This is a genomic window from uncultured Exiguobacterium sp. (genome assembly GCF_964277885.1).
Lineage (GTDB): Bacteria > Bacillota > Bacilli > Exiguobacteriales > Exiguobacteriaceae > Exiguobacterium_A.
This window is the reverse complement of the sequence record NZ_CAXYJR010000005.1, coordinates 1186689-1211989: the sequence shown is the minus strand read 5'-3', so window position 1 is coordinate 1211989 and position 25301 is coordinate 1186689. Positions and strand designations below refer to the sequence as shown.

At 46.5% G+C, this 25301-nt stretch carries 39 protein-coding genes; 19 read left to right on the top strand and 20 right to left on the bottom strand.

Annotated features, from left to right (window positions below):
* Position 1: 1 nt before the first annotated feature.
* Positions 2–1276, top strand: a complete 1275-nt coding sequence (locus ACHWTJ_RS07900) for a hypothetical protein (protein WP_394679389.1) — start codon at positions 2–4, stop codon at positions 1274–1276.
* Here ACHWTJ_RS07900 and ACHWTJ_RS07895 read toward each other — a convergent pair.
* Complete coding sequence (locus ACHWTJ_RS07895) at positions 1257–1787, bottom strand: nucleotidyltransferase domain-containing protein (protein WP_294749690.1); 531 nt, start codon at positions 1785–1787, stop codon at positions 1257–1259. The two genes, ACHWTJ_RS07900 and ACHWTJ_RS07895, sit on opposite strands and share 20 nt — an antisense overlap.
* Positions 1784–2371 carry a TetR/AcrR family transcriptional regulator gene (locus ACHWTJ_RS07890; RefSeq protein ID WP_294749689.1) on the bottom strand — a complete coding sequence of 196 codons (588 nt, stop codon included), beginning with the start codon at positions 2369–2371 and terminating at the stop codon, positions 1784–1786. Before ACHWTJ_RS07890 ends, ACHWTJ_RS07895 begins: the two co-directional genes overlap by 4 nt.
* Before the next feature lie 155 nt (positions 2372–2526).
* Here ACHWTJ_RS07890 and ACHWTJ_RS07885 point away from each other — a divergent pair, with 155 nt between their 5' ends.
* Positions 2527–3243 carry an ABC transporter ATP-binding protein gene (locus ACHWTJ_RS07885; protein ID WP_394679388.1) on the top strand — a complete coding sequence of 239 codons (717 nt, stop codon included), beginning with the start codon at positions 2527–2529 and terminating at the stop codon, positions 3241–3243.
* Positions 3243–4271, top strand: a complete 1029-nt coding sequence (locus ACHWTJ_RS07880) for an ABC transporter permease (RefSeq protein ID WP_394679387.1) — start codon at positions 3243–3245, stop codon at positions 4269–4271. The genes ACHWTJ_RS07885 and ACHWTJ_RS07880 overlap by 1 nt, the downstream gene beginning before the upstream one ends.
* Here the strand turns inward: ACHWTJ_RS07880 and ACHWTJ_RS07875 are convergent, their stop codons facing one another.
* A complete protein-coding gene (locus ACHWTJ_RS07875) occupies positions 4272–4973 on the bottom strand; it encodes a hypothetical protein (RefSeq protein ID WP_394679386.1) in 702 nt (233 codons plus the stop codon).
* An 82-nt stretch (positions 4974–5055) separates the two neighbouring features.
* Between ACHWTJ_RS07875 and ACHWTJ_RS07870 the strand changes: the two genes are divergently transcribed.
* From ACHWTJ_RS07870 to ACHWTJ_RS07860, 3 genes are all read left to right on the top strand, one after another.
* A complete protein-coding gene (locus tag ACHWTJ_RS07870; protein WP_214745940.1) occupies positions 5056–5400 on the top strand; it encodes a DUF2200 family protein in 345 nt (114 codons plus the stop codon).
* A 12-nt stretch (positions 5401–5412) separates the two neighbouring features.
* Positions 5413–5583 (top strand): hypothetical protein, encoded by a 171-nt coding sequence (locus tag ACHWTJ_RS07865; protein WP_158024752.1) that lies wholly within the window; start codon positions 5413–5415, stop codon positions 5581–5583.
* A 75-nt stretch (positions 5584–5658) separates the two neighbouring features.
* Positions 5659–5868: a hypothetical protein gene (locus ACHWTJ_RS07860; protein ID WP_394679385.1), complete on the top strand. Its 210-nt coding sequence runs from the start codon at positions 5659–5661 to the stop codon at positions 5866–5868.
* A gap of 57 nt (positions 5869–5925) precedes the next feature.
* Here the strand turns inward: ACHWTJ_RS07860 and ACHWTJ_RS07855 are convergent, their stop codons facing one another.
* The 4 genes from ACHWTJ_RS07855 to ACHWTJ_RS07840 form a co-directional block, all read right to left on the bottom strand.
* Entirely contained in the window at positions 5926–6468 is a 543-nt protein-coding gene (locus ACHWTJ_RS07855) for an NADPH-dependent FMN reductase (RefSeq protein WP_023468418.1), read from the bottom strand.
* Positions 6469–6522: 54 nt separating this feature from the next.
* The gene (locus ACHWTJ_RS07850; RefSeq protein WP_394679384.1) at positions 6523–7506 is read right to left on the bottom strand and encodes a ring-cleaving dioxygenase; all 984 of its coding nucleotides are present in this window, start codon (positions 7504–7506) and stop codon (positions 6523–6525) included.
* A 62-nt stretch (positions 7507–7568) separates the two neighbouring features.
* The gene (locus ACHWTJ_RS07845; protein WP_394679383.1) at positions 7569–8000 is read right to left on the bottom strand and encodes a MarR family winged helix-turn-helix transcriptional regulator; all 432 of its coding nucleotides are present in this window, start codon (positions 7998–8000) and stop codon (positions 7569–7571) included.
* 193 nt (positions 8001–8193) lie between these two features.
* Positions 8194–8874 carry an NAD(P)H-dependent oxidoreductase gene (locus ACHWTJ_RS07840; RefSeq protein WP_394679382.1) on the bottom strand — a complete coding sequence of 227 codons (681 nt, stop codon included), beginning with the start codon at positions 8872–8874 and terminating at the stop codon, positions 8194–8196.
* A 119-nt stretch (positions 8875–8993) separates the two neighbouring features.
* On the opposite strand from ACHWTJ_RS07840, the gene ACHWTJ_RS07835 reads away from it, so the two are divergent.
* The 3 genes from ACHWTJ_RS07835 to ACHWTJ_RS07825 are packed head-to-tail and all read left to right on the top strand — an operon-like array spanning position 8994 to position 9819.
* A complete protein-coding gene (locus ACHWTJ_RS07835; protein ID WP_394679381.1) occupies positions 8994–9365 on the top strand; it encodes a winged helix-turn-helix transcriptional regulator in 372 nt (123 codons plus the stop codon).
* On the top strand, positions 9362–9676 hold the full coding sequence (locus tag ACHWTJ_RS07830) for a VOC family protein (protein ID WP_394679380.1): 315 nt from the start codon (positions 9362–9364) through the stop codon (positions 9674–9676). The genes ACHWTJ_RS07835 and ACHWTJ_RS07830 overlap by 4 nt, the downstream gene beginning before the upstream one ends.
* Positions 9673–9819, top strand: coding sequence for a hypothetical protein (locus tag ACHWTJ_RS07825; RefSeq protein WP_394679379.1), 147 nt, complete (start codon positions 9673–9675; stop codon positions 9817–9819). Before ACHWTJ_RS07830 ends, ACHWTJ_RS07825 begins: the two co-directional genes overlap by 4 nt.
* On the opposite strand, the gene ACHWTJ_RS07820 is transcribed toward ACHWTJ_RS07825, so the two are convergent.
* Positions 9812–10444 carry a Type 1 glutamine amidotransferase-like domain-containing protein gene (locus ACHWTJ_RS07820; RefSeq protein WP_394679378.1) on the bottom strand — a complete coding sequence of 211 codons (633 nt, stop codon included), beginning with the start codon at positions 10442–10444 and terminating at the stop codon, positions 9812–9814. The genes ACHWTJ_RS07825 and ACHWTJ_RS07820 overlap by 8 nt on opposite strands.
* Positions 10445–10486: 42 nt before the next feature.
* The gene (locus ACHWTJ_RS07815; protein ID WP_294741323.1) at positions 10487–10912 is read right to left on the bottom strand and encodes an Lrp/AsnC family transcriptional regulator; all 426 of its coding nucleotides are present in this window, start codon (positions 10910–10912) and stop codon (positions 10487–10489) included.
* Positions 10913–11048: 136 nt separating this feature from the next.
* On the opposite strand from ACHWTJ_RS07815, the gene ACHWTJ_RS07810 reads away from it, so the two are divergent.
* Entirely contained in the window at positions 11049–11207 is a 159-nt protein-coding gene (locus tag ACHWTJ_RS07810; protein WP_081637378.1) for a DUF1272 domain-containing protein, read from the top strand.
* Between the two features lie 35 nt (positions 11208–11242).
* On the opposite strand, the gene ACHWTJ_RS07805 is transcribed toward ACHWTJ_RS07810, so the two are convergent.
* Together ACHWTJ_RS07805 and ACHWTJ_RS07800 are read right to left on the bottom strand one after the other, a co-directional pair.
* Positions 11243–11707: a DUF4188 domain-containing protein gene (locus tag ACHWTJ_RS07805; protein ID WP_035397173.1), complete on the bottom strand. Its 465-nt coding sequence runs from the start codon at positions 11705–11707 to the stop codon at positions 11243–11245.
* A 1-nt stretch (position 11708) separates the two neighbouring features.
* Positions 11709–12245, bottom strand: coding sequence for a PadR family transcriptional regulator (locus ACHWTJ_RS07800; RefSeq protein WP_055968286.1), 537 nt, complete (start codon positions 12243–12245; stop codon positions 11709–11711).
* A 148-nt stretch (positions 12246–12393) separates the two neighbouring features.
* Between ACHWTJ_RS07800 and ACHWTJ_RS07795 the strand changes: the two genes are divergently transcribed.
* A complete protein-coding gene (locus tag ACHWTJ_RS07795) occupies positions 12394–12666 on the top strand; it encodes a hypothetical protein (protein WP_394679377.1) in 273 nt (90 codons plus the stop codon).
* A gap of 5 nt (positions 12667–12671) precedes the next feature.
* On the opposite strand, the gene ACHWTJ_RS07790 is transcribed toward ACHWTJ_RS07795, so the two are convergent.
* Together ACHWTJ_RS07790 and ACHWTJ_RS07785 are read right to left on the bottom strand one after the other, a co-directional pair.
* On the bottom strand, positions 12672–13235 hold the full coding sequence (locus tag ACHWTJ_RS07790; RefSeq protein ID WP_394679376.1) for a histidine phosphatase family protein: 564 nt from the start codon (positions 13233–13235) through the stop codon (positions 12672–12674).
* Positions 13226–13888 (bottom strand): Type 1 glutamine amidotransferase-like domain-containing protein, encoded by a 663-nt coding sequence (locus ACHWTJ_RS07785; protein WP_294741315.1) that lies wholly within the window; start codon positions 13886–13888, stop codon positions 13226–13228. The genes ACHWTJ_RS07790 and ACHWTJ_RS07785 overlap by 10 nt, the downstream gene beginning before the upstream one ends.
* Before the next feature lie 90 nt (positions 13889–13978).
* Here ACHWTJ_RS07785 and ACHWTJ_RS07780 point away from each other — a divergent pair, with 90 nt between their 5' ends.
* The 5 genes from ACHWTJ_RS07780 to ACHWTJ_RS07760 all read left to right on the top strand — a co-directional run bounded on the left by ACHWTJ_RS07780 (position 13979) and on the right by ACHWTJ_RS07760 (position 16853).
* Positions 13979–14698, top strand: coding sequence for an alpha/beta fold hydrolase (locus ACHWTJ_RS07780; protein WP_394679375.1), 720 nt, complete (start codon positions 13979–13981; stop codon positions 14696–14698).
* Between the two features lie 81 nt (positions 14699–14779).
* Positions 14780–15487, top strand: coding sequence for a hypothetical protein (locus tag ACHWTJ_RS07775; RefSeq protein ID WP_394679374.1), 708 nt, complete (start codon positions 14780–14782; stop codon positions 15485–15487).
* Positions 15488–15497: 10 nt separating this feature from the next.
* Entirely contained in the window at positions 15498–16202 is a 705-nt protein-coding gene (locus ACHWTJ_RS07770; protein ID WP_394679373.1) for an AAA family ATPase, read from the top strand.
* Between the two features lie 104 nt (positions 16203–16306).
* On the top strand, positions 16307–16654 hold the full coding sequence (locus ACHWTJ_RS07765; protein ID WP_394679372.1) for a hypothetical protein: 348 nt from the start codon (positions 16307–16309) through the stop codon (positions 16652–16654).
* Positions 16635–16853 carry a helix-turn-helix domain-containing protein gene (locus tag ACHWTJ_RS07760; protein WP_290786729.1) on the top strand — a complete coding sequence of 73 codons (219 nt, stop codon included), beginning with the start codon at positions 16635–16637 and terminating at the stop codon, positions 16851–16853. The genes ACHWTJ_RS07765 and ACHWTJ_RS07760 overlap by 20 nt, the downstream gene beginning before the upstream one ends.
* On the opposite strand, the gene ACHWTJ_RS07755 is transcribed toward ACHWTJ_RS07760, so the two are convergent.
* The 3 genes from ACHWTJ_RS07755 to ACHWTJ_RS07745 all read right to left on the bottom strand — a co-directional run bounded on the left by ACHWTJ_RS07755 (position 16828) and on the right by ACHWTJ_RS07745 (position 18830).
* On the bottom strand, positions 16828–17238 hold the full coding sequence (locus ACHWTJ_RS07755; RefSeq protein WP_294741301.1) for an SRPBCC family protein: 411 nt from the start codon (positions 17236–17238) through the stop codon (positions 16828–16830). The two genes, ACHWTJ_RS07760 and ACHWTJ_RS07755, sit on opposite strands and share 26 nt — an antisense overlap.
* 86 nt (positions 17239–17324) lie before the next feature.
* Positions 17325–17492 (bottom strand): hypothetical protein, encoded by a 168-nt coding sequence (locus ACHWTJ_RS07750; protein WP_294746025.1) that lies wholly within the window; start codon positions 17490–17492, stop codon positions 17325–17327.
* A 57-nt stretch (positions 17493–17549) separates the two neighbouring features.
* On the bottom strand, positions 17550–18830 hold the full coding sequence (locus ACHWTJ_RS07745) for a right-handed parallel beta-helix repeat-containing protein (protein ID WP_394679371.1): 1281 nt from the start codon (positions 18828–18830) through the stop codon (positions 17550–17552).
* Between the two features lie 110 nt (positions 18831–18940).
* Between ACHWTJ_RS07745 and ACHWTJ_RS07740 the strand changes: the two genes are divergently transcribed.
* Positions 18941–19513, top strand: coding sequence for a hypothetical protein (locus tag ACHWTJ_RS07740; protein WP_294741297.1), 573 nt, complete (start codon positions 18941–18943; stop codon positions 19511–19513).
* 41 nt (positions 19514–19554) lie between these two features.
* On the opposite strand, the gene ACHWTJ_RS07735 is transcribed toward ACHWTJ_RS07740, so the two are convergent.
* The gene (locus ACHWTJ_RS07735; RefSeq protein ID WP_394679370.1) at positions 19555–20169 is read right to left on the bottom strand and encodes a histidine phosphatase family protein; all 615 of its coding nucleotides are present in this window, start codon (positions 20167–20169) and stop codon (positions 19555–19557) included.
* A gap of 144 nt (positions 20170–20313) precedes the next feature.
* Here ACHWTJ_RS07735 and ACHWTJ_RS07730 point away from each other — a divergent pair, with 144 nt between their 5' ends.
* A complete protein-coding gene (locus ACHWTJ_RS07730) occupies positions 20314–21201 on the top strand; it encodes an alpha/beta hydrolase (protein WP_294741293.1) in 888 nt (295 codons plus the stop codon).
* Between the two features lie 70 nt (positions 21202–21271).
* Here the strand turns inward: ACHWTJ_RS07730 and ACHWTJ_RS07725 are convergent, their stop codons facing one another.
* The 3 genes from ACHWTJ_RS07725 to ACHWTJ_RS07715 all read right to left on the bottom strand — a co-directional run bounded on the left by ACHWTJ_RS07725 (position 21272) and on the right by ACHWTJ_RS07715 (position 24480).
* Positions 21272–22672: an MFS transporter gene (locus ACHWTJ_RS07725; RefSeq protein WP_294741292.1), complete on the bottom strand. Its 1401-nt coding sequence runs from the start codon at positions 22670–22672 to the stop codon at positions 21272–21274.
* Positions 22673–22976: 304 nt separating this feature from the next.
* Entirely contained in the window at positions 22977–23504 is a 528-nt protein-coding gene (locus tag ACHWTJ_RS07720; protein ID WP_294746013.1) for a nucleotidyltransferase family protein, read from the bottom strand.
* Positions 23497–24480 (bottom strand): zinc-binding dehydrogenase, encoded by a 984-nt coding sequence (locus ACHWTJ_RS07715; protein WP_023468442.1) that lies wholly within the window; start codon positions 24478–24480, stop codon positions 23497–23499. The genes ACHWTJ_RS07720 and ACHWTJ_RS07715 overlap by 8 nt, the downstream gene beginning before the upstream one ends.
* Before the next feature lie 167 nt (positions 24481–24647).
* On the opposite strand from ACHWTJ_RS07715, the gene ACHWTJ_RS07710 reads away from it, so the two are divergent.
* Positions 24648–25235: a hypothetical protein gene (locus ACHWTJ_RS07710; protein WP_294741288.1), complete on the top strand. Its 588-nt coding sequence runs from the start codon at positions 24648–24650 to the stop codon at positions 25233–25235.
* The last annotated feature ends 66 nt before the right edge of the window (positions 25236–25301 follow it).

The following is a 25301-nucleotide window of genomic DNA, read 5'->3' as shown; positions in this document are numbered from 1 at the left end:
GTTGCACCCATTAACGAAAGATTTAATCTCCCATATCCAAGATAAATATCAACTGAACGACTATGTCTTACATGAATCCTTCTATCGCCGTGAAAAAGTTCATGGTGAGACGCAGTATTTGCTTGAGACATGTTGGTTCCCCATCAATCACGGTCCATGGTCTGAAGACGAGAGTTATCCGGACGGTACGATTGAGATTCAAGTCGATACAGTTACACGACGAACGACATCAATCAACAAACTTTGTGATGTCACGATTCATTCTCTTCCAGAGGACTTGCGTGATTCAGACACACAGACTGCCTGGCTTGAGCAAGAGTTAGGAATGACGTACGACCAGGAGTTCATGTTACTGAAGCACCAAGATTCGCTGTATCAGTATGTCAGCTGCCAAAATGGAATTCGTCTCTTCCCTGATCTGTTCATATCGCTTGAACTAACGAATGAAGGAGCGCTCGATTCTTTCAGTGTCTATGGAACCCCCGCGCTGAGTCACAAGTATCCGACTGAACCGTTCACATTATCCCTTGAACAAATGGCTCCCATCATCTCGCAACAGTTCCGGAGTTTTTCAGTTCCTAACGAACACCAACGCAAACTAGCATATGCGATTGAAGAAATCTTTGTTTCTGAGGACGGTTTGCAAACGTATCCTTTGGATCATCCAGACACATCAGCTGTCACGGTAAACGAAGTCGTGACATGGAACAAACCGTCCACGTTCTCCTATACGCGCAAATTGATTAAGCGGCGAAACGCTGTCACGGCAGTCGATGCCGAAGCTCAAGCATCACACCCGGATTACCGGCCGTTGACTGACGAGATGTTGAAAACCTGTCGGTCGATTGCTGTTGACCTCATCGCTGCGGAGTATCCGGATGAGTCCGGAGCGTGGACGATTCAAGAAATTAATCGGGATTTTCCATTCATTAACATAGTAGTACGCCGGACTCGTGACGACTCAAATCTCGCTTACAAACGTCGTTTGACGATTCTCCTGATGGAAGATACTTACGAAGTCAGCCTAATCGTTGATAACAAAGCATTTATTGATCTCTATCATGATTCGACACAAGAATTGCCTGATAGCGTTCCGGAAGAAGTTATACATCATGCACTCATGCCTTACCTGACATTGAAACCGTATTATGTCTTCGACCGGGTACTTGATCACTATGTTCTCTGTAGTTTGATTGACTCGAACCACGCTTACTTACCGACAACAAATGAGGTCGTTTTACTCGAAGACCTGTATGTCATTTCAGCCACTGATTGATTCGCTTTTTTACTGCTTGCGGAAGAACGAGGCTTCTCAGCTGTTCGAGACGCTTACGGTCCACTTCCTGTTTTGTAAATACGTCTTCAATCATCGTGACCTTTTGATCCCGCCCCGGAATCAGTTGATAGATGACGTACCAATCGACGAGTGCCATGAACGGAGGTCCAACTGAATCGATCGATTGTTCAGCAAACGGATAGACGAACACGCCCTCGTCATGGCGAACCTGTAGTCCGCTCATCAGATCGAGATCGATTCCTTCGATCATAAATTCTTGGAATACTTCCGTTTCATAGAGTGACGTCTCGTCTTGTTCAACGACAGTTCCCATCTCAGATAACAATAGGACTGCACGTTCGGCGTCTTCTAATGCGACGACGAGATCGATGTCACGTGGTGTAACTGGCAGTCCATGATGTGCTAACAACAATGAACCCCCGATGCCGAAGCGAATTTGCTCTTGTTGTAATGCCTTAACGATATAGGCTAATACTCCCTGTAAGTTCATCGCCGGAACCCTGCTGCTCGAAACGGTCCTTCCATCGAAATCGTAAAGATGATTCGGGCAATTTCTTTCGGTGATGTCTCGTTTGGATGGCTCAACCAGGATTCGATGACACCGAGATGAGCGGCTGAGAGATAGGCAATGAGATAATTTTCTGGAACGAGCCGTTCTCCTTGTTCCGGTAGTCCCGAGAACAGAATCTGTTGCATGTAATCACGGACCCGCTTTCGAAACATCCCGTCACTCGTCGGACTGAGTAAGATTCGCATCAGCGTTCGGTGTTCATAAAGAAACGTCAGAAACGGAATGATGCGTCGGTACGGTGAGTCCTCCGTTTTGTTGATCAGGACGAACGGAATCTCCCGTTCAAACGTCGTTTCGATCTTTTCAAAAATCTCATTCGTCATCCGTTCGAGCAGTTCGTATTTATCTGCGTAATGATGGTAGAACGTCCCGCGGTTGACTTCAGCGCGTTCCGTCAACAACTTGATCGTCACGGCGTCAAAGCCGACTTCGTCGATCAACTGAAGGAACGTTTCGCGTATTCTGCGGTCAGTCCGAATGATGCGTAAATCCTGTTTTTTCATCGAAATCGCCTCTTTCTTCAACAGTTTGTCGGGATGTGTCGCTTAAGCGACAGATGGACGTCAACTGGTCATTGCTCCCAGTTTCTCTCCCTTTTATAATGAAATTAATCAACACGTTGTTCAATAATTATTTTATAAAAAGGAGGGAGAATACGATGGATTTACGACTGAACGGTTTATCAAAATCGTTTCATCAACAGAACGTCCTCCAACAGATTGATCTTTTAATTCCGTCCGGCGAGATTTGTGGCTTGCTCGGTCCGTCAGGTTCTGGTAAGACGACACTGATTCGTTTGATGATTGGTGCGATCCAGGCAGACACGGGGACAATTCAGATTGGTGAAACTTCGATGCCCAGCTTCAAGATGTTATCGCAGATCGGTTTCATGCCACAAAACGATGCTTTGTATGAGGATTTATCGGGGCTTGCGAATCTACAGTTTTTCGGTTCCTTATACAACATGTCCCGTCAGGATTTAGCAAAACGCATCGAGGAGGTCTTGACACTCGTTGATTTAACGAATGATCAAAAAAAGCTCGTTCGCCATTATTCTGGTGGGATGAAGAAACGATTGTCCCTCGCCATCTCAATCTTGCATCGTCCGACCGTCTTATTCCTGGATGAGCCGACCGTCGGAATTGATCCCGTGTTACGTCGCCAGATTTGGAATCAATTCCAAGCGATTCGTGCGCAAGGTACGACGATTGTCGTCTCGACCCACGTCATGGATGAAATCAATGAATGTGACCGGGCAGCATTGATCTATAACGGTCGAATCATCGCCTACGATCCGCTCGACCGTTTGCTCGCACAGACTGAAAACGGTCAGGTCGAGGAACTGTTCCTGCTCGCTGGAAAGGACGTGACGTGATGTGGCAACTCGCTCGACGGGTCATCCGTCAAACGTTGAACGATAAACGAAGCGTCGGACTGATTTTACTTGCTCCGTTATTAATCTTCACCTTAATCTATTTTCTACTTGGAAACGATGATTACACACCTGTCGTCGCCATCAGTCAAGATGTGCCGGCTCCGGTCTCACAAGCGATCGAAAAACAGGATCTGTCGATTAAAACGTATAACGGCAGCGATGCGAACGCCTATCTCAAAGAACATGAAACGGTCGACGTCGTTTTAGACATGAAAGACAATGAGCTAGCGTTGAACCTCCGCGAACCTTCAACGAAAAGTTCAAAGGCACTACGCGAGATTCAAGCTGGACTGGCGACCCTTCAACCGACAATGCAACTCGAGACGAACTATCTGTACGGAGATGTCGATCAATCAACCTTTGACGCGCTCGGTTTCGTCTTTTTATCCTTATTCTCGTTCTTTTTCGTCTTTATCTTATCGGCAATGGCACTTGTCAAAGAACGCAGTGGTGGCACACTCGAGCGGTTGATGATGACACCGATTCGCCAGACCGACGTCATCTTCGGCTATACGCTTGGTTATAGCGTCTTTGCCTCCATTCAGGCAATTCTTGTCGTCCTGTACGCGACGACCGTTCTTGACTTACCGTCTGAAGGTTCGATCATCTGGGTCTTCCTGACGATGCTTGGACTTGCCGTCGTCGCGGTCTTGTTCGGGGCAACGATTTCGATTTTTGCCCAGTCTGAGCTCCAGGTCGTCCAGTTGATTCCCTTTACGATCATTCCGCAGATCTTCTTCTCGGGTTTGATTCCGCTCGATCTGATCCCGTACGGACTTGGTAACATCGGATATATCACCCCGATTTTCTACGGAGCGAGCGCGATCAAGGAAGTACTCGTCTACGGCAACGGGTGGTCCAGTATCTGGCCGTACTGGCTCGGACTATTTCTTTATGGAGCAGCACTGTTCCTCTTAAATATGCTTGCTCTTAATAAGTATCGCGGACATCAAAAAAGACACGGCTGATTACACGAGCCGTGTCTGATTTTGCTCAAGCTGTTCAAGGAAAACAGTCCGTCGAGAGGAATCGAGTGTCTGCTCCGGAATATCAGCATACCGAACGAGCTGATATATCTCTTGCGGAACCGAGACCTCTAAACGTATAAACCACTCCGTCAGCGTCTCATATGTCCGCCGTTGTTGCGATGGAGTAAGTGACCGATTGAAAGCGCGCACCGCTTCACGAATTTTTGAATCAAGAATGCGTTCTTCTGATGAGGACTGGACTTCAGGCGTAAGCGGAAGCGATAGAACGGTTCGCTTCGGTCGATGACTTGATAGGAATGACCACTGCATGCGGTTGAATCGTTGTCGACGATTCAGGTAGATGATGACTAAAACGACCATCCAAGGAGCTATACGTGCAATTTGATTAATCGTATCTGTCAAGAAACCTTTCCCAAGCTCAATCGGTTTTTTCTTTTTAGGTTCTTTCCGATATCCTTCGTGCCCACTTTTTAAAGAATCCGGTTGTTTAATGATGTGTTCTTCTTTCACATAGATGACTTTTTTAGTCGGTAAAATCTTGCCCGGAATATATACCCAGTTTCCTGTCGATTGATCAATCGGCGGATCGATCAATGCTTGATACGATAATTTTACACCCATGACGCCTAAAAATAGGACTAGGCACGTCAAAAAAGTCATTCCAATGATTCGATATCTCATTTCATCCTACACCTCCAAACCGAATTGAAATCCGTGACACAAGATCTTTTCCCATATGTTACCATGAAAGGAGGCGATTCAGATGAGTTACGAAAAAGTATTTCAAATGCCGATGTTGCAGCTGTATCAGGTATACCGTCAAAAAGTCGAACGTAAGCAACGGACACAAGAGGAACTCGATGACGTGCTGTTCTGGTTGACCGGACACACGAAACCAACTCTTGAACAAGCCATACAAACCCAAAACGTCGCAGCCTTTTTCGAGCACGCACCCGCCCTGAATGAACGTCGTTTTTTAGTCACTGGCGTCATTTGCGGGATTCGTGTGGAACATCTAACGGATCCGCTCATTCGTAACATCCGGATTCTCGACAAACTCGTCGACGAACTGGCGAAAGGAAAAGCGTTATCTAAAATCCTACGATAAGGAGGAATGCTGATGTCTACTTTACTCAGCACACTGGCGATCCTCGTCATGGTGACCAGTGTGACCTATTTCATCGTCTATCAAGTTAAACGAAACAAAGGAACCCATCGTTCCCCCGTCTATCGACTTGTTTTTAGTGGTCTGTTGGTCGGCTTGATGGTCAGTTATTTTTTGCTGACGTGAGTCGTGATTTTTAGTTTTTAATTTTAACAATAAAATCATTAATACAGTATTTGAAATAATGAAGGGGGTATACGCTTGAAACTTCGAAAATGGATTCTTCCACTTTTATTGCTTACCTGTCTCGCATCACCGAATGCTGCGACGTCGTATGTAAAATGGACGGTCGCTCCAACGGGTCACTATCTCGAACGTCTTCAAGCGGCTGACATTCCTTATAAAGTCCGCCAACACATGCTTTACATTCAAGAAAAGGATCTGCGCCGCGTCACGTCGTGTTGTACGTAACAGCCATCCAAAAACCCCTCATTTCGAGATGAAATGAGGGGTTTTTATAGTAACTAATTAGCGGATTGTTTTTAACGCCGTTGCCCACGGAATGACTTGATCGAGCATTTGGTTGACCGATGTTTCTTGAACGGCTGCCGCTTTTAAGACCGATCCGTTCTCGAAATCCGTGAACAAGGATAACGCCGGATGCACCCGGACATCGGCAATCAATAATTCACCGAGGATACCGCGCAGGTGTTCTGCTGCCCGCGCTCCACCGACGGAACCGTAAGAGACGATCCCTGCCGCTTTATTGTTCCATTCGACTCGTAAATAATCGAGCGCATTCTTGAGTGACGCTGCGATTGAGTGGTTGTATTCCTGGACGATGAAGACGAATCCGTCTTGTGCCGCGACATCCTTCGACCAATCAGCAGCACCAGACGCATCCCCGTCCTTTTCACCTAGGAGCGGTAATTTGTAGTCGGCGATATCAAGAATCGTATAGTTCGCATCCCCCCGTTGATCCGCGAGTTGTTTGACCCAGTTCCCGACTTGTGGGCTGAGTCGTCCTTCACGTGTGGATCCTAAGATGATACCAATGTTTAATTTCTCCATTTTCATTTCCTCCTCTTGTTTAGATGCGGTTAGTTACGTTATCGTAATGTTCTCTTATAGGTATTCTTTTTCGATTTTGCGCGTACTCCGGACCGTATCGATCGGACGGACCATTTGTTCGATCTGTGCGCGTTGCGGCTCGAGGAATGGTGGTAATGATAATTTCTCCCCAACCGTTTCGTATGGCTCATCCCCCATGAAACCAGGACCATCTGTTGCCCATTCGAACAAAACACCGCGCGCGACACGAGCATAAAGGGACTCGAAGAAGAAGCGATCGACGTAACCGGACGTGTTGAAGCGTAGCTGTTGCATCCGCTCGATCCATTCTTGTAAGGCAGCCGTATCTTCAACACGGAAGGCGACGTGGTGCACTGTTCCGAATCCTTGACGTCCGCTTGGTAGAACGACGTTGTGCTCGACGATGACTTGGGCACCGTTTCCGCCCTCACCCATCTCGAACAAGTGCAGTGAACCCGCTTGATCGACTTCGCGCATCAACATCGCTTGTTCGAGTACCGCTTTTAAATTGTCGAATTCCGCGATCCGGATATGAATTGGACCGAGCCCCGTGATTGCGAACTCGAGGGGTACCGGACCGTTTTGCCACGGTGTACCGGAAGCGACACCTTGATTATGCTCGTCAGAAATCAACATGTATTGTTGCTCATCAAAATCGACGAACGAGAGCGTCTGCTTGCCGAATTGTTCTTTGATACCACGGTGCTTGACGTCGTATTTGTCAAATCGTTTAATCCAGTATTCAAGTGCCGCATCCGTTGGAACACGAAACGCCGTCTTAAAGATTTCATTCGTTCCGTGTGACCCTTTTTGAATACCAGGGAAATCAAAGAACGTCATATCCGTGCCGGCAGATCCTTTATCATCGGCGAAGAATAAGTGATACGTCTGGATGTCATCCTGATTGACGGTCTTCTTGACCAATCGCATTCCTAGGACATTCGTAAAGAAGTCATAGTTTTTCTCGGCACTGCTCGTAATTGCCGTCACGTGGTGGATTCCTTTTAGTTTATTCATGAAAAATCGCTCCTTTAATGGTTATTATCTCGAATTCGAGATATCAGTCTAAAAAATTTTTACTATTTTTTTGCTTGATAGCCGATCGTTTTGGCAGTCTCGATGAATGCTTCGAGATCAGACGGGGCTATTCCTTGAAATACTTGATTGATCGCTTGCTCGTGCTTTGGAAAAATAGCTTCCATCAGTTGGTGTCCTTCAGAGGTCAGTTCCGCAAATGTCACACGCCGATCCTCTGGACATGCTTTGCGGACAACGTAATTCTTCTTTTCGAGCTTATCGATGACATAGGTGATGCTACTGCTCGTGATCAAGACTTTTTTCCCAATCAATTGAATCGGTTGCCTGCCCCTGTGAAACAACAACTCAAGAACCGAAAAATCCGTTGGGTTCAACCCCCATTGCGCAACATCCTTCTTGATGACTTCATGTAACGCATCGACTGCGCGCACCATGACCGTCAATGCCTTCAAGTTTGGATTCGGTCGTTCCATTTCGTTCACCTCTTTTGTATCTTCAATTCATATATCTTTAATTCGAGATAAATATACCATCTCGATTTTTGTTCGTCAACTGTTTTGACTACTATTTATATGAACTTGATGCGTAGCAAACTAAAAAAACTGAGCCGAAGGAAAAATCGACTCAGATGCGATGAATCACATAGTTTTTTAAATAGCATAAATATTAGACCCAATCAACGAGATCAGCGATGGCTTGACGCGTTTGCGGGTGCGCCGGTGCTTCATTTCGATAACCGAACGCGACCATGACGGAGACATTCAGATTATCCGTCAGGTGTCCTTCATCACGTAACAGCTGTTCGACGGCTTTTTGGTCGAATCCTTCCATCGGGCACGAATCAATCCCGATCTGTGCCGCACTCGTCATCATGTTACCGAGCGCAATGTACGTTTGTTTTGCCGCCCAATCCCGCATGGCACGCTTCGATGACACAAGATCGAAGTCGGATTCTTGGAACTGACGATAAAAGGAATGACGACCCTTTTGAGCTTCAGGCGTTAATCCGATCACGTCCTGCATCATATGATTGATGTAAGGCGCGTCAAAATGCATGTCCTGTTCATTTCGAGCCAAGAGGATGACGAAGTGGCTCGCTGTCTCAAGTTGTCCGGCAGCGCCCCACGCAAACGGTGCAAGCCGCGCACGAAGCGACTCATCCTGAATGATAAGAAAACGCCACGGTTCGTAGCCAAACGATGATGGAGAAAGACGTCCCGTTTCGAGGATGAAAGCAAAATCATCTTCCGGAATCTGTTTGTCCGCAAATCGTTTTGTCGCGTGGCGGAAGGCGAATGCCTCGAGAATCTGTTGTTTTCGTAAATCGGTAGTCGTTTTAGTTAACATGTTCTAGCCTCATTTCGTATGATAGTGACATCTGAAGTGTATGCCGTTTCATATCAAGCGACAAGTACGCACTTTGAAGTGACATACTATCAATCATGTAACTAAAGGAGACGATCCACATGCCAATCGAAGACAGTTGTGTGTTTCTAAATACCTATTCTTGCGCGACAGCAGCGACGGTCGAAGTGATCGGTGGAAAATGGAAAGCCATCCTGATCCATCAACTACTTGACGGTCCGCTTCGCTTTTCAGAACTGTTGAAGACCTCAGAATCCATTAGTCCACGTATCTTGACCTTACAATTACGAGAACTCGAGCACGATGGGATGATCCAACGCGTGACATACGCAGAAGTACCACCTCGAGTTGAGTATTCGCTTACTCCGCTTGGTGAGACACTTCGTCCGCTCGTCCTGATGATGAAACAATGGGCGACCGAACATATGTCAAGCGTGCTCGAACATCGTGCTGCAGGAGAACTCGTTCGATGACGTTCTCACTATATGAAGCGCATCTACCGGTATCTGATTTACATCGATCGATTGAATTTTACGAATCACTCGGATTAACCTTTGATCATACTGTTGACGATCGAATCGCATTTTTATGGATTGAACCCGGAAAAAGTTGGCTTGGACTTTGGCTTAGCGAGCACGCGAACACACCGTATCATCCTTCCATCCGACACATCGCTTTAACTGTTGATATCGACTTTTTACGGAATGCTCCGGGTTGGCTGCGCGAGCTCAAATCGAACCACGCGCTGCATTTGGATTTGGACCAGATGAGCCCTTCGCGATGACACATACGGATTACGCCCATGCCAAATTGCATTTCAATGATCCGGATGGCAATAGTCTAGAATTCATCTGTCACTTACCGAATCCGAAACGACTATCGAAGAAGATGACACTCCTAGAGTTCGAGACGCTAACGTTCACTTAATGTAACGTCCATACAACGCGTGTCCTTCTCCTAATCGATAGTAATCGGTCCCAGAAAGAATATACGCCGTATCGTCAGGTAATCCGATCGCGTGATCCATTTGAGGCAGGTGTTCCTGAAAACGGGTTGCCCGTTTTTCCTGGTTCAAGTGCGGACAGAGACAACCGCTCAGCCAGCCTTGGCCCGTATCCAGACAATAGTCCGTTCTGTCTTCACTCGTACGGATCCCGTATTCCATCGCATAAATCGCTCCAGCGCTGACACCGACGTACCATGTTCCGCGCTTGACAACTTGCTTGAGCAATACATCCATGCCTTTTAGAGCAAGCGTCTGAACGAGTAATGGATAATTGCCACCACCGACATAAAGAATGTCGGCACGTTCGATTAATCGTCGTTGCGTCGCCATGGATTGTACGTCGTCAAACAGCATGACGATCGAGACGGTTGCTCCAAGTGCTTCATATGTATCTCGAAATTGTTGTTGGTATAATGATTCATCCCGACTAGCCGTCGGCAGGAAGACGATATGTGGCACGTGTTTTGTCAGTTGAAAGACATGACAATTGATGAATTGATGAGACGAGGCAACCAGTTGACCGCCTCCGATTAGCATGAGATTCATCTTTTTTCTCCTACGGAACGACATTTAAGAAAACAGGTTTTTTCATATCGTATATCCCATAAACGGCACTGGCGTCGACAGTCGAATCCAGGTCGACGGTTTGCCGTAGACCGATGCGTCATCGAGAAAACGTTCTAGTGTTGTAACGGACGCCGTTTGCAACTTGACCATGAAGTTATAGCTACCGGTCAGCCGGTGACACTCGACGACTTCAGGATGTCCTTTACAAAATTCAATCAAGCCTGCGCAGCGTGTCTCTTCGAACATGACGATCGCGAGTAACCCTTGCGCGAGTGCTTCCGGATTTATGACAGCGCGGAATCCTTCGATGATTCCCGCGTCCTCCATTTTTCGGACCCGTTCGATGACGGCAGGTGCCGATAATCCGATCTGACGTCCGAGTTCCGACCATGGAATCCGGGCATCGTCTTGCAGAATCCGGACAATCTGTTGATCAATTTGGTCCATTTTTCATCTTCCCTTCGAATTAAAACCACTTTCTTCAAATTAACATGGAATCAAAGGAAAATATAGCCTTTTTCTATGTTCTCCTACTGTGCTCATCAAAATGCTTTTCTTATACTAGTAACAGGAGGTGATACTTATGGAACCAACCTGTGTCCGGTGCCAAGAAACGATTGAAACGACGGTCTATCAGTGCTCGCACGCTTGTACATTTTGCGAACCGTGTACGAAAACGCTCGATCATATTTGCCAAAACTGCGGGGAGATGCTCGAACCCGTCACACCAGTCGCGACTTAAAAAGACGGATGCCTCGGCACCCGTCTTTTGTCTATTTAGATCGTCTCTTGTGATTGCCGCTCGGCTAAGCGCCCTTTTGCTTGTTCTTGATACGGCTTGATCGCCGACTCCCCGAGTGCCTTCGCTAGACCTCGTGTTGGAAGATTGACATACATCGACTCATAATTGCTAACTTCAAACGTCTCATGGAAGATCCCGACCGCTTCTGATGTCCGTGCCTTCTGATTGAATCGTTTCCACGCCGTCAAATGACGGGAACCATGGGCATATGCCATCAATTCTTCCGTCGAACGCCAATACTGAATCAACGTCACGGAACGCCAACCGACAAGTGACTCATGCGAAATCAGACCGACATCGTTTGCATAACACTCTTGTAGCATCGGTCCCATCGCCTGGACCGTCGGCAACCATTGCCGGACGGAACGCAAGCGATTGATTCGTAAACCGATGATGAACACGACGACGTCTTTGTTCGGAGTTGCAATGATCCGTTTCATGTCAATTTCCTCCTTCAAGGGTCTCAAGGGAAGCGTCACACCAATCGAGTAACGCACGTGTCTTCCGAATGCCATAATCAAGCGTCAATAACCAATAGACGGCATCATTCGAGTCCGGATAAGAACGAATCATCGCATCGATCGCTTGATACGTCTCAAGCCGTTCTTCGAGCAATCGTGCATGCTCTTGAATTTTCTGCAAGGTGACCTCTTTTGAAGCATGTCGAGCGAAGTATAGCTTCAACAATAGGTCATTCCGTTGCACCGGCAATTCGACGGACGGTTCAGCGACCCACCGCGCGAGCTCCGCATGTCCGTTTTCCGTCAGGGCAAATTGTTTCCGTTCCCCATCCGTGACCTCTTCAACGATCAACCCTTCCGCCTCTAACCGTTTCAGCGTTGGATAGACTTGTCCGAAGCTGATTTTCCAAAAGTGATTCAAGCTCGTATCGATCGTATGTTTCATCTCGTAACCAGACGTACATCCGCTTGCAAGAAGTCCGAGAATCGCATAACGGGTCATGTTTTCTTTTGGCATCGGTCCCTCCTATATCTAAAAGATACTATCTTTTAGATATAGTTCCCGTTCATTCAAATGCCAAACAGGAAATTTACTGGATGAAGCAGGAATTTACGTTTTAAGTCCGAATTCTTGTTTACATACTTAATTAAAAAGGAGTTTACATATGACATTCGCTAAAGCCTCGATTTTCCTCAGCCTAATCGGTCTATTTATCGCCTCTATGATTTTCCCACCGCTCAACTGGTCGTTCGGACCGAACTCGATGCTTACGATCCCAATCGGACTTGCTATTTATCTGTTCGGGATTGGATTCGGAATCGTCGCCATCAAACGACGCGAATCGGGAATCCTCAAATATGTCAGTCTCGCCTGTGCCGTTCCGCTTGGTGTGTTATTACTGCTCTTTCTCGGTTTCATCTTCAGCGGGCAGATTTAATCATTTTACAATAGTTGTTCATGAGACGTTTTCCAGCCTGCATCGAATGTCAGCTGATGGATTGCTGGACTCCCCATCGTCTTGAGCCACTCATTTGCCGGTCGTTCAGTGTAGTGTTCGAGCACTAACGCCAACACGAGACCATGCGTCGCGACGACCACTCGGTGGTGCGGGTGGGTTTTACGTAGCTGATCGATGGCTACTAGAGCACGATTACGTGCTATTTGATTCGACTCTCCGCCACTTTGCGCGTAATCGTTATTTTGAAATGATCGCTTCAACAGTTTTTCTAGCCGCTCAGGCGATAAACGTTCGTCTGTTTCCTGAAAACGCCGTTCCTGAAACGCTGCCTCGTAGATTCGCAAACCTCGTTGTTCAGCAAGTGGGCGAACGGAGTCTATCGCCCGTCGCATCGGACTCGAATAAATGGCGTCAATCGGTATCGCTTCAAAGAACGCTACGAGTTCCTGCGCTTGTTCTTGACCTGCATCCGTTAATCCTCGCCCTCGATCACTGCCTGTTTTAATCGATTCGCAATGGCGAATGAAATAGAGCATCGTCATCGCCATTTCATCCACTTTCCTTCAGAAATCACGTCCACATTCGCACCGATGACACGGATCGCTGTCGCGTCGTCGATTGCGTAAGCTGGATTCGTCAATGTCTCAGCCCATGATTCGGCAGCTTGTAAGTGATTGTCTGGTAACTGCGGATGATCGAGGTGCGGGAAAATCGAAAAATCAACGAGACCTAATGTTGCGTCCGATTGCTCCGGCGTCTTTTTCCACCCAACGAAATCCGTTCCGATTCGTGGCGTAAGCACCATGCTACCGGCGCTCATCCCGACATAAACACCGGTCAGTTGCGGTAATAGTCGATCGAAGCCCGATTCGACGAACCAGTGATGTAGAAAGAGTGGATCACCACCATTAACGAGAATGACATCCGCTTGTTCGACCGCTGGTTGCCAAATTGCTGGATCAATTACCGAGACCGCTGATAATTCCAACAGACCGACTGACTTCCATCCTAAATCGACCATCGGTGCCTCATCTTTTCCTTTAATGAAGTTGACAGCGAGGTCCGTTCCTCTGCCTAATGCGTAGGAAGCTGTCGTGATCGCGATGGCATTGCATTCCTCAATTGGTTTTCTGAGCATCTCACGTAACGCGTTGTGAATCGATGGATTTTGTATCCCACCAGACGTTAATAAATAGTCCATCATGTTACCTCCTTTCCTTTGCTTCAGTTTACAATATTTGTTTCTTTCTGGTATCCTTACTTTTATTCCCACCAGAATAGGAGGAATCATATGTCTTTCGATTCAATGACGTTATCTGAAACGACGTTACACTATCGTCTGATTCTCGGAACTTCCGATCAACCAACGTTTATCTTTGAAAATGGATATGGACAAGATCTTTCAACCTGGCAACCAATCATGGATCAAGTTGAAGGACTTGGAACGATCTTGATGTATGACCGTACGAACATCGGTGGTAGTATGCAGCATGATTCCGAGACTAGTCGCCAGAGCGTGAATCGCCTTCGCCGTTTGATCGATACCTTATCTCTCAAACCACCCTTTATTCTTGTGGGTCATTCCTATGGCGGCACGTTAGTTCGACAATTTGCATCGCAATATCCAAGTGAAATAAAAGGTCTATTGCTCATCGATGCAACACCAGAATCCTATATTCAACGCTTCTTACCAGTGATGCCAAACACATTCCAATCCATATACAAAAAACAATTCATGCTCGAATGTACATATGAAGATTTTAAAAAGAGTATTGAAGCGACGAACGTCGATGTCCTCTACCCCTTTCCAGTCGTTGTTCTGTCTGCTGGTAAAAAGGATCATTATTCGCGTGAGGCGCAACTATTGTGGCACGAATTGCAACGACAAACTGCTGCACAGTCGATCCAAGGGTTGTTGCTCGAAGTTCCAAACAGCCGGCACTTCATTCAACAGGATGCCCCCCATATTGTTGTCGATGCGTTACATCATTTGACTTCAGGTAATTCTTAAGCTCTTTCCAAAGGAACTATTTCCCATTTCCGAACGTATACTTAATATAAGCTTGATTCGACACACTGACTGGAGGCACATATGTATTCGATTCCTAGCTACTTCATACTCTACTTAAAAATCATGCTGACGGATAAGATTCCGGTCTTTTGGTCGTTGATTTTCCCGTTGATTCTCGCCTTTGTCTTCGGATCACGACTCGACTTCACCGAGAACAGTTTCCTCTCGTTCCTCGCGCTCTTTTGGGGCTATATCTTGCTCTCGATTTACGTGAACAGTATCGGACTCCAACTTGCCCGGATGCGGGAATATGGTTTGATGAAGACGTATATCATGATTTCCGGTAGTAAGATTGGTTGTATTCTCGCACTCGTACTCGTTCAGCTCGTGTTTGCAGCCGTTAGTTTGACGGTCTTTACGACGATCCTGATGCTCGTATTCGGCTACTTCTCACCTTTGACGTTGTTACTCGCTTATCTCGTCTTGTTGCTCAGCATCCCGCTCGCTTTTGCAAGCATTGCCTTGACGATGCTTCCAGCAAAGATTTCGAGCATGTCGACATTAATCAACATCGTCATGTATCCCCTGTTCTTGTTCGCCAGTAGCCAACCGGATCGCTGGTACAGTTACTTGAATCCTTTTTATGTCATGAAAACACTTGGTCTCGCCGTCTCTGAGCACGTTACGGGAGCATCGTTACTTTTCTTGATCGTCGTACTCGTCGTTTATCTGTTACTTGGTCTATTCTCTGTCAAACGCTTTAATCTCATGTCATTACTGACCCGATAGGAGGATTCAGATGCACGTTCAACACGTACGCTTCAACTATCCGAAATCACCTGATCTGTTACACGATGTCTCCTTTTCACTTGTTCCCGGGAAACTGAACGTCTTGATCGGGATGAACGGTGCCGGGAAAACGACACTGTTTGATTGCATGACCGGTGCCTTACCGATCACGTCCGGAGAACTGGACTTACCCGTTATCTCGGACATTCTCTATTTGACGCAATTCATCTATTACTCGGATGAATTAAAGGGCAAGGATGTCGCCGTCTTCGTCGGTCGGCTCGCTCGTTTGAAAGCATATCGCAAGCAAGAGACCTATACGCGTCATCTAAAACAGCCACGAGAGCTCGATTTATTCGCTCATCTGTGGGAGATGAAAATCGGTAAGATGTCCGCTGGCGAAAAGAAATGGTTGTTTGTGACCCTGTTGACGACAGTACCTCGTTCGCTCTATATCTTTGACGAGCCAACAAGTGGGGTCGACCCGGCAACACGGCTTCATATCATGCGACGCTTCGAGCAGATGACAGCAAACGGTCAAACGTGCCTCTTCTCGACCCATCAATTACATGATCTATTGCATACCGATGCCCATGTCATCTTCCTTCATCAAGGTCGTATTTTGTACGAAGGCGACTTCAAGGATTGGTTGAACCGATTTGAGACGACAGATCCGGACGTCGCGTTCGTCCAAATGCTTGAACTAGCAGGGTAACGTTAACCACCTCTCTTTTGGAGGTGGTTTTTTGTAATATTTGAAATATAGGTTTTCGAAAAACATGCACAGGATATACACATTATAAGAAAGGAGGTCGTCCGATGAACTTCATTTCCGGTCAAGCATTTATCACGATGATGGATTCACTTTTCAACGAAGAGGAATGGAATCGACACGTCTTATACATCACTGCGAATTCAGCAGCGATCCACTTACAAAAACGATCTACCACCATGCTCTCGCATCCTATGGAATATCAGATTTCGTTTTTCGTGCATTTACCAACGCTAGAAAAACGACTGATCGTCAAAACGAATCAACAGGAGACGCGTCAATTTTTCTTTGATTCAATGGCTTCCATCGATTGTATGTGCACTAGTTTAATGCCGAGGACGAATCCAGAGCGATTCAATGAGGAGGAAAACGTTCATGTCCACCAACACTCTTGAACAACGCATAAATGCCGTCCTCGATTGTTTGGCGGCCGCAAAGGACTACCAACGCATCGCCGGACGGCATGATGTGTCGTATCAACAATTGTATAACTGGGTCCGGCGATATGAGAGCGGCGGTATTCCTGCCCTAACGGATCGCCGTGGTCGGAAGTTACGAAGCGAACGATTTACTTCGACTCAGCATACGCCTTGAATCGATCGAGGATCGCCTGCCAACCCGCTTGTTGCATCTCAGGCGGGTTGATTGTTTCGGCATCAAATGATTCGACGACTTCAGTTTTTTCCCCGTTCCGAGAGAAGTCGATTGTCACCTGACGACCATCCTCGAGGACATACGCAATACGTTCGTAAGGAACGATTGTCTCGTATGTACCCGTAAAATCAAATCCCATGCTACCGTCTTTTGCTTCCATTCGATTCGTGAATTGACCACCGACCGTCAAATCATTCGTTGACGCCGTCGTATGCCAATCGTCAGACGCTGCGTTCCAGCGTTTGATGTCTTCTGGTGCGTTCCAGATCTCCCACACGGTCTCGACCGGACGGTCAATCACAGCTTGAATCGTTAGTTTTGTCATCTTTATTCCTCCTTACTAATTGAAGTTCCCTCCCTATTTCGAGGACGATTAAATGAATTCCTTGTTATTATCGATTAATTCAGGTATTATTTTGAACGCTTTGTTTTCCATACCATGAACAATAGAATCGCCGGAACGAGACAGATGATTGCGTCAGTAACGGTCGGTAGGCGTAATGCCGGACTGGTTAAAAAACGAACGCCTTCCTCTATCCAAACTGTTAACATCAAGGCAGTCAATGCTCCGACCGCCACCGTCTCGGAATCCAAATCCAGTTAAGTTAGCGAGTAGTCGCTCCGACACCTTCATTTTCATTCCACCTTTCGAAGGGCTTTCAAGAAGCTTTGTTCCGTTTTATAAGAGGCATCGCGCCACATGAATCGTTTCGTATGATGAAACGTATTTTGTTTGAACTGGTTACCTGAACTCTTTTTAAAATAGTGAGCGACACTCAAGGGACCGTCAAATGTGTTACCGATGATCGTGTTATCGTGAACGTCATACTGGACGAGCAATTGACCACCTTCGAGTCCTTTCGTATCATTCCCGATCAGCTGATTTTTCTCGATCCGGACGCGTTTTGTACCGCCTCGCTTCGTATCATACCCACCGATCGAAATCCCGGTGTAGATGTTTTGCCGTATATCATTCTGGCGGACGATGACATTTTCTGCGTACCGCCCAGCATGTTCACTCGTCACCTCGATCCCAATGTCACTCGCTTTGACGAGATTCTTCTCGATCGTCAGATTTTTTCCACCATCGACGTAGATACCGGCTGCGCTGTATTCCTTCCCGTAAGCAGGATTGCCGTAGCTTGACGTCCGGTATACCTGATTTTCCGACACGATTCCTTCACGGACGTAGTCATCTTTCTTCGACCGGGCGATTCCTTCGTATCCGATCAAATCAATGCCAATGTTGTCGTTATCTCGTAAGACGTTCTTCGTCACGTGGAAACGTTTGACATTACCGTTTAAGACGAGGGCTTCGCTAAAACCGAGACGATTCTGCTCGACTCGGTTACCGGTGATCGTCAGATGACGAATCGCTCCCGTTCCGTAGACGGCGATGCCGTGTGCATTCCCATCTTTCGCGAGTGTCTTGATGTGGCGAACCGTATTATCCTTCAACGTGATGTAGGATCCTGATCCCGTGACCAAAACGCCAATCGGTGTTGCGTCCGTTCGTTTCGACTGAACGGCTTCGATCGTCAATCCTTGGATTGTCACGTATTTTTGATCCTTAATCTGGATGATCGGTAAGGTTGCGTCCCGATCTTTAATGTTTTCCCCATTTAAGACGACTCGTTCTTTTTTATAATTCCGAAAGACGATTGGATGTTGTTTCGTTCCGCTCTGTCTAACGTTTAGTGCCTCGTGATATGTTCCCTTTCGCAAGTAGACAGTCGTACCGGCAGTCGCTTGCTGTGTCGCCTGCCGGATCGTTTTAAACGGATGTTTCAACGTGCCGGTATTTTCATCACTGCCGTTCGGTGCGACATATAACGATTTTGCCGTCGATTCAGCCTCTTCACCCGTCGAGGCGCAGCCAACGAGGAGCACGGTCGCTAATAACCATTTGCCTTTCATGATTTCCTCCTTTATTATGCAAGAAGATTTTTGGTATAATATAGGTTATTTTTCTAATATTTTAAATTTTAAATCCGATTCATTATGCCTTTGGAAAAGAGGAATATGTCATGAAATATATGCTTTTATTCATCCTGCCCTTGTTACTTGCTGCTTGCACAACGGAAGCAACCGTTCTTCCAAAAGAGACCGTTCCTGTCAAGAAGTCTTCCTTTTCAATCACACCCTCTACCGAGAACGATGAGTCGCAACAACGGTGGATATTTTTCTTAACTGGTACACTCGATCGCCCACTCCAGCTCAAAACAATCCAATTTGACGATACAGAACCACCTGAAGTGCTGATCGACAAATCAATTCCTGTCGGTACATACGATCGCACGCCGCTTCAGTTGACGTATGATGTGAACCTGCTCAACGATTCGCATGCCTTCACCTATTCGCTTGATGCGAAGAATGGTATTCCTGGGACGAAAACGGTCTATACCTTACCTCAAAATGTCCAGACTGACAGCGGTCAATTCAATGATCAGAAACAGACGAATGCTTCGTTCTACCCCTTACTCCTCAAACGCTATACGACAGGAGAATCGATCATCGGTCGCTCGATCGACACGGTATCCTCTCCTCACCTAAAAGTCAGAAAACAGGAAGGTGCGATATTAATCTATTTGACGAGATAAGGCTACACGAATCGGAGTATCCCTTGTAGATACTCCGTTTTTCACATTGTTTTCACATGTGACATATCTGCTGCAAGTCGAATTACGGTTTCTGTTTCATCATACTCAACGATCGTTAGACTTGTGCCATGGATGAACGGCGGATCCCATAATGAAGCAACAGGTTTTTGTTGCAAATGCGTCAATAAAACCTTCAGAAAAATACCGTGCGTGACGATCAAGATATTTTCGTCGGCATCATGTACGGATAGACGTTCTAAAAACGAAATGATACGCTGGCGAACCTCTTCAAATGACTCTCCTGTCTCAGGGATATATTCATGGGGTGTCTCCCAAAACGCTGTATGCGAAACCGGATAAGAGGCACGAATCTCCGACACTGTCTGCCCTTCCCAAGCGCCCATATGAATTTCACGCAGTCGTTCGTCGACCGTGACTGGAACTGATCCATTGAGTCCGATCAGTTCTAATGTCTCGATGGCGCGCCCCGATGGACTGACGTACTGATGTGACATCTCAATCTGACGCAGCCGTGCGCCAAGTTCACACGCATTTTGCCTTCCCTTTGCCGTTAGCGGTGAATCTCCCCATCCTTGTGTCCGCTGCTCTAAGTTCCACTCTGTCTCACCATGGCGAGTGATATGTAAGATTGGCATCTTTTGACCCTCCTCGTTTCTTGTATATGGAAAGTGTATCAAATCCAGTCTTTTCGTACCATTAGCTGGATAGAAAATATTGCCAAACAAGAAATCAAGAAGATATTTCGTTATGATGAATAAATAATGAAAAGGAGGAATTTGATGAATCGTCAAGAGATGCTTGAAACAGTGAAACAGATTCGATTGGAAGAAGAGCGCCCACTCCTTAAGCCCTCACATCCACCACATGCGGAGACGACGACGCACTTCGTTCCGACCTCGATCGGCGATCTCCGTTTATTACTCCACTCACCTCTCGTCGACTCCCACCCGTTACCTGGCTTCATCAGCTTACATGGGGGCGGTTTCATCACCGGAACGCCAGAGATGGACCAGCCATGGAACCTGTTTCTCGCTGAGACCGCCAATTGTCATGTTCTTAATGTGGAATATCCTCTAGCCCCGGAGCATCCGTTTCCTGTTCCGGTCTACGTCACCTATGAGGTCGTTCAATGGATTTTCCAACATGCTGATACACTACACCTTGATGCGACGCGCATCGCGATCGGAGGGCATAGTGCCGGTGGGAATCTTGCGACTGCCATATCGTTATGGAACGCCGAGCAGACTCATCCGGTTCCGCTCATCGCTCAAATCCTGGATTATCCTCCGCTCGATCTTGCTACGGATCCGGCGGACAAGCCGTTCTTTGAGGAGGCGATTCCCTCTGAACAGGCACGTCAGTTCAATGCGATGTACATCGCACGACAGGAAGATGCGTACCATCATCTCGCTTCACCACTTTATGCTGCTCAACTCGAAACATTACCGCAGACGCTCGTTTTGACAGCTGAACACGACTCGCTTGCGCAGGAAGCGCGGGAGTACGCGAAACGCCTTCAAGCAGCAGGCGTCTACGTCGAGCATGAGGAATTTGCGGGACAACCGCATGCGTTCACACATCATGGTGACGTAGGCATGGCGCTACAGGCGTGGCAACGGATTGCTGATTTTCTTCGGCATGCCTTTCAATCTGCTGAACGTTCGTAACGTTGGCTCACGAATTCATGAACAGCAACAGTCCCTCACTCCATCGAGTAAGGGACTGTTCGGTTTGCCGTCATTCTTTTTTATTGTCTTCTTTCCACCACAGGGCATCTTCCGGATTTTTTGCGACTTCATGGACTTCCTGTTCCGAAGCAACGGTCGGATGTGATCCTTTAAGCGCCTTCCCTGCCGTGTTCTCAAAGAAAAAGAAGAACGTAATAAAGCCGATGACGCTAACAGCTGTAAGATAGTACGCAGGCGCAAGAGGGTCCTGTGTCGTATGCACGAGCCAGGTTGAGACGAGTGGGGTCGTCCCTCCGAAAATCGACACCGCAATGTTAAAGGTAACGGAAAGCGTTCGGTACCGCACATCGGAATAAAAAATACTCGGCAGCAGGCTTGGCATCGTTCCCTCGAAGATTGACAAGAAGAAACCAAGGATGAAGATTCCGATACCAACGTATAACAACCAGTCTTGCCCGATCAAGAAAAACGACAGAATCGATGTAAAGGACAATCCCGTCAATCCAAATAGTACCAGCCGTCGATTGCCGCGTCGATCGCTCAAACGACCGAACGAGAAAGCGAGCGGGATCATGATGATCATGACACCGGTGATCAACATCGTACTCGTTGCACTCGGTAAACCGATGATTTCATCCAGATACGATGGCATATAGGATAACAACATATAGTTCGTGATGTTATAGAAGGCAACGGCGATGAAGCAAACGATAATATCTTTCCGGTGTTCTTGAACGATTGTCCGAAACGTCGCCTGTTCCTGCTCACTCTCATTGATCTCGTTCTCGAAAATCGGTGACTCATCCAGATGTCGCCGAAGGTAAAGACCAAATAATCCGAGTGGTGCACCTAAGATGAAGGGAATCCGCCATCCCCAAGACGCCATTTGGTCGTCAGACAAAGAAACGAACAAAATGGTCGCTAACACGGAGGCAAGAATATAGCCGGCCAATGTTCCGATTTCAAGACCACTGCCGTAAGCACTCCGGTGTTTATCGGGTGAAGATTCGGCGATATAGACCATCGCTCCAGCATATTCACCACCGGTCGAAAAGCCTTGCAACACCCGTGCCAACAGTAAAAGTATTGGTGCCCAGACACCGATTTGATCGTACGTTGGCAGAAGACCAATCAACAAGGTCGAAAATGCCATCATGACAATCGTCGTCGTCAACACGACTTTTCGTCCCAGACGATCGCCCATTCGTCCAAAGATCACTCCGCCGAGTGGTCTCATCAAAAAGGCGATCGCAAATGTCGCGAACGTAAAGACGAGCTTTAACTCATCATTTTCCACACCACTGAAGAAGTTTTGACTGATAATGACGGCGAGGTAGGAGTATAGACCAAAATCAAACCACTCCATCGCATTACCGATTCCGGTCGCATAGACACTCTTTTTCGTTTGTGCCGGATCAACGACGTTGACCTGTTCTCTTCTGAATCGCATGCCGTTCTCACTTCCTTTTCTATGAATGCGTTACGGTTAACAACTCACCCCACCTTCGCGATCATCGCTTATTTTCATTATTTTCAACATATGATTGCATGGGTAAGATTCCCCCTATCCATGAACGATAAACGCGCCTTGACCTCAACCATATACAATTTCTAACTAGGTCTTATATAAAAAAAGACCCACATTGGCGGGTCAAAAAAGTCGTTCACTCGTTCAATGGCGGACGATCAGTAGATCGAATGTAAGGTTGTCCTTGGCTGTGACACTTTTGGTGCTCATTCGTTTTTTAATCCATTTATTCAACGTGAAAAGTTGGATCGGTCAGCCATCCCTTTTCAATGACACGCTGACGGTAGATTTTATATCGATCATCATCATTTTGAAAAGCGGGCGTCGGTCGAATGATGCGATCAGCGAAATCGTTCGCACCATAAGGAAGATACAATTCGAAGTCTGGTCGTTTCGTCACTCCGATCGACGTGACGGTCTCGGGGAACTGTGAAATCGCATCCTTCGCGGACTTATATGGTGGTAATCCATTGATCAGATGCATGCGCGCTTGATTTTTAACGGACCACGGTACATCCGATAAGCGTCTTAGCTGCCCTTCATGACGCTTTTCCGTTACTTCCGAAAGATCGATAGGATCGAAATAAACGATATCGATATCCGGTCGTTCATATCGATTCTCCTCCCATACGATAGAGCGGACATATCCCGCGCACATCCACCAATCAGGTAATTCTAATGTTGCCACTAGCGTTAACATCTCTTGTAACTCAAGATCGTCTCGTAGTCGTTGATTAATCTCTTCTTCACTCAATCTCATCTCCTCCGATTCGTAGGACGATTTTTCCTTGATACTGTCGAGATTCCATCAACCGATGCGCTTTTTGCACTTCCTCTAATGGGAACTCATGAATCATTGGCATCTTCAATTTATTTTCTTCAAATAACGTCAAGACATAGGACGCAGCAGTTCGAATACGTTCTGGATCCAGTTGACGTGTCGTGCCAAGACTAAATCCACGAATCGTCCGGCAACTCGCATGAACGTCTGTCGTCGAGAGTTCACCCGCTTCTCCACTACTATTACCGAATTGTACGAGTGTTCCGTAATACGCGAGACAGTCAAGACTTTTTCGTGTCACGTAACCGGCGACAGAGTCAAAGATAACATCTGCTCCCTTATCGACCGTCAATTCCTTCACTTTTTCAGAAAAATCATTATATGTAAAGACATTCTGAATACCAAGTGCATGAACATAAGGTATTTTATCAGCATGTCCAACAGTAGCAATCAATCGTGTCATTCCTTTTAATCGCGCCAATTGAATCAACATCGATCCGACACCTCCAGCGGCACTGTGGATGACGATTGTATCCTTCAGTTTCACTTGTGCGATCTGCGTCAACAATATCTCGCTTAAAATCGAAGTCAACATTCCTGCAGCAGCATCACGTAATGAAATCGTTTCAGGTAAACTATAAACTAACCGTTCGTCGGCACGGACTACTTCCTTATATGATCCATCTAATACAAATGCCATGACTCGATCCCCTACTTTGATCGCGGAAGATGGATCCGCATCGACGACGATACCTGACACATCCACTCCGAGAACAAATGGAAAGGTTCCAGTCGCCTTGCCACCACGTCGTTGTTTGATATCTGTGAAATTGACTCCGGTCCATACCGCACGAATTAAGACTTCTCCAGATTGTCGAATCGGCATCACGACATCATCCATCTGTAGCACGTTTACATCACCGTATTGTTTTTGAATGACTGCTCTCATAATTCTTCCCCTTTCACTTCACTAAGGTTATTTTACCTTATTTTATCAATCAGGTAATCGTTTCCTTATTTTTATCCTATTTTTGGTTATTTATCTTGTTTCCATTCCTTGTAAATAGTATATTTTATATAAATATTCTGACTATTCCATCAAAAAGGAGTGTTTTTATGTCAAAAGCTCGTAAAACGATTCCTCTACTGATTACTTCTCTTGCCCTGATTGGTGGTGGAGGCTGGTATTGGTCATCCCATCAGGACAAACCAGTCAATGTCACTTCGCAAACAAAATTAGCTGGTGTGAACGAGACGAAGGAGAATCGTATTTTAAACATTGACGAATTGATGAAACAGGGACTCGTCAAAACCTATCCGGGTGATCCTAAACTAAAAGCGAAGACGTTCCGTGCCGAGTCACTTCTTCCTTCACCACCAAAAGAATTGAACCTGAAAGAGAAACCAGGCTATCGTTATGTCACGATTCCGCTCGTTATGCATGACACGTCCGATAATTTCGGAGCTTACAGCGTCTATAAACCAAACTTATTCGTTCTCAATGATGGCAAAGGACACGAGTACGACGTCGTCGATTACGTCAATCATAATCCGAAGGCGTGGAAGAACAGTCATCAATATTACTCTCCACATCGCGCTCAAATCGATTTAGTCTATCAAGTACCAGAAGAAGCGAAGACGTTCGTCTTATTCGCTGCTTCCGATGCATTCCCGAAAACGCATACGATTAAAATCGAACTGTGATCCATTGCGCTTGCATGAATGTGCAAGCGTTTTTTACATAAGAATACGATGAGAAAGGATGTATGG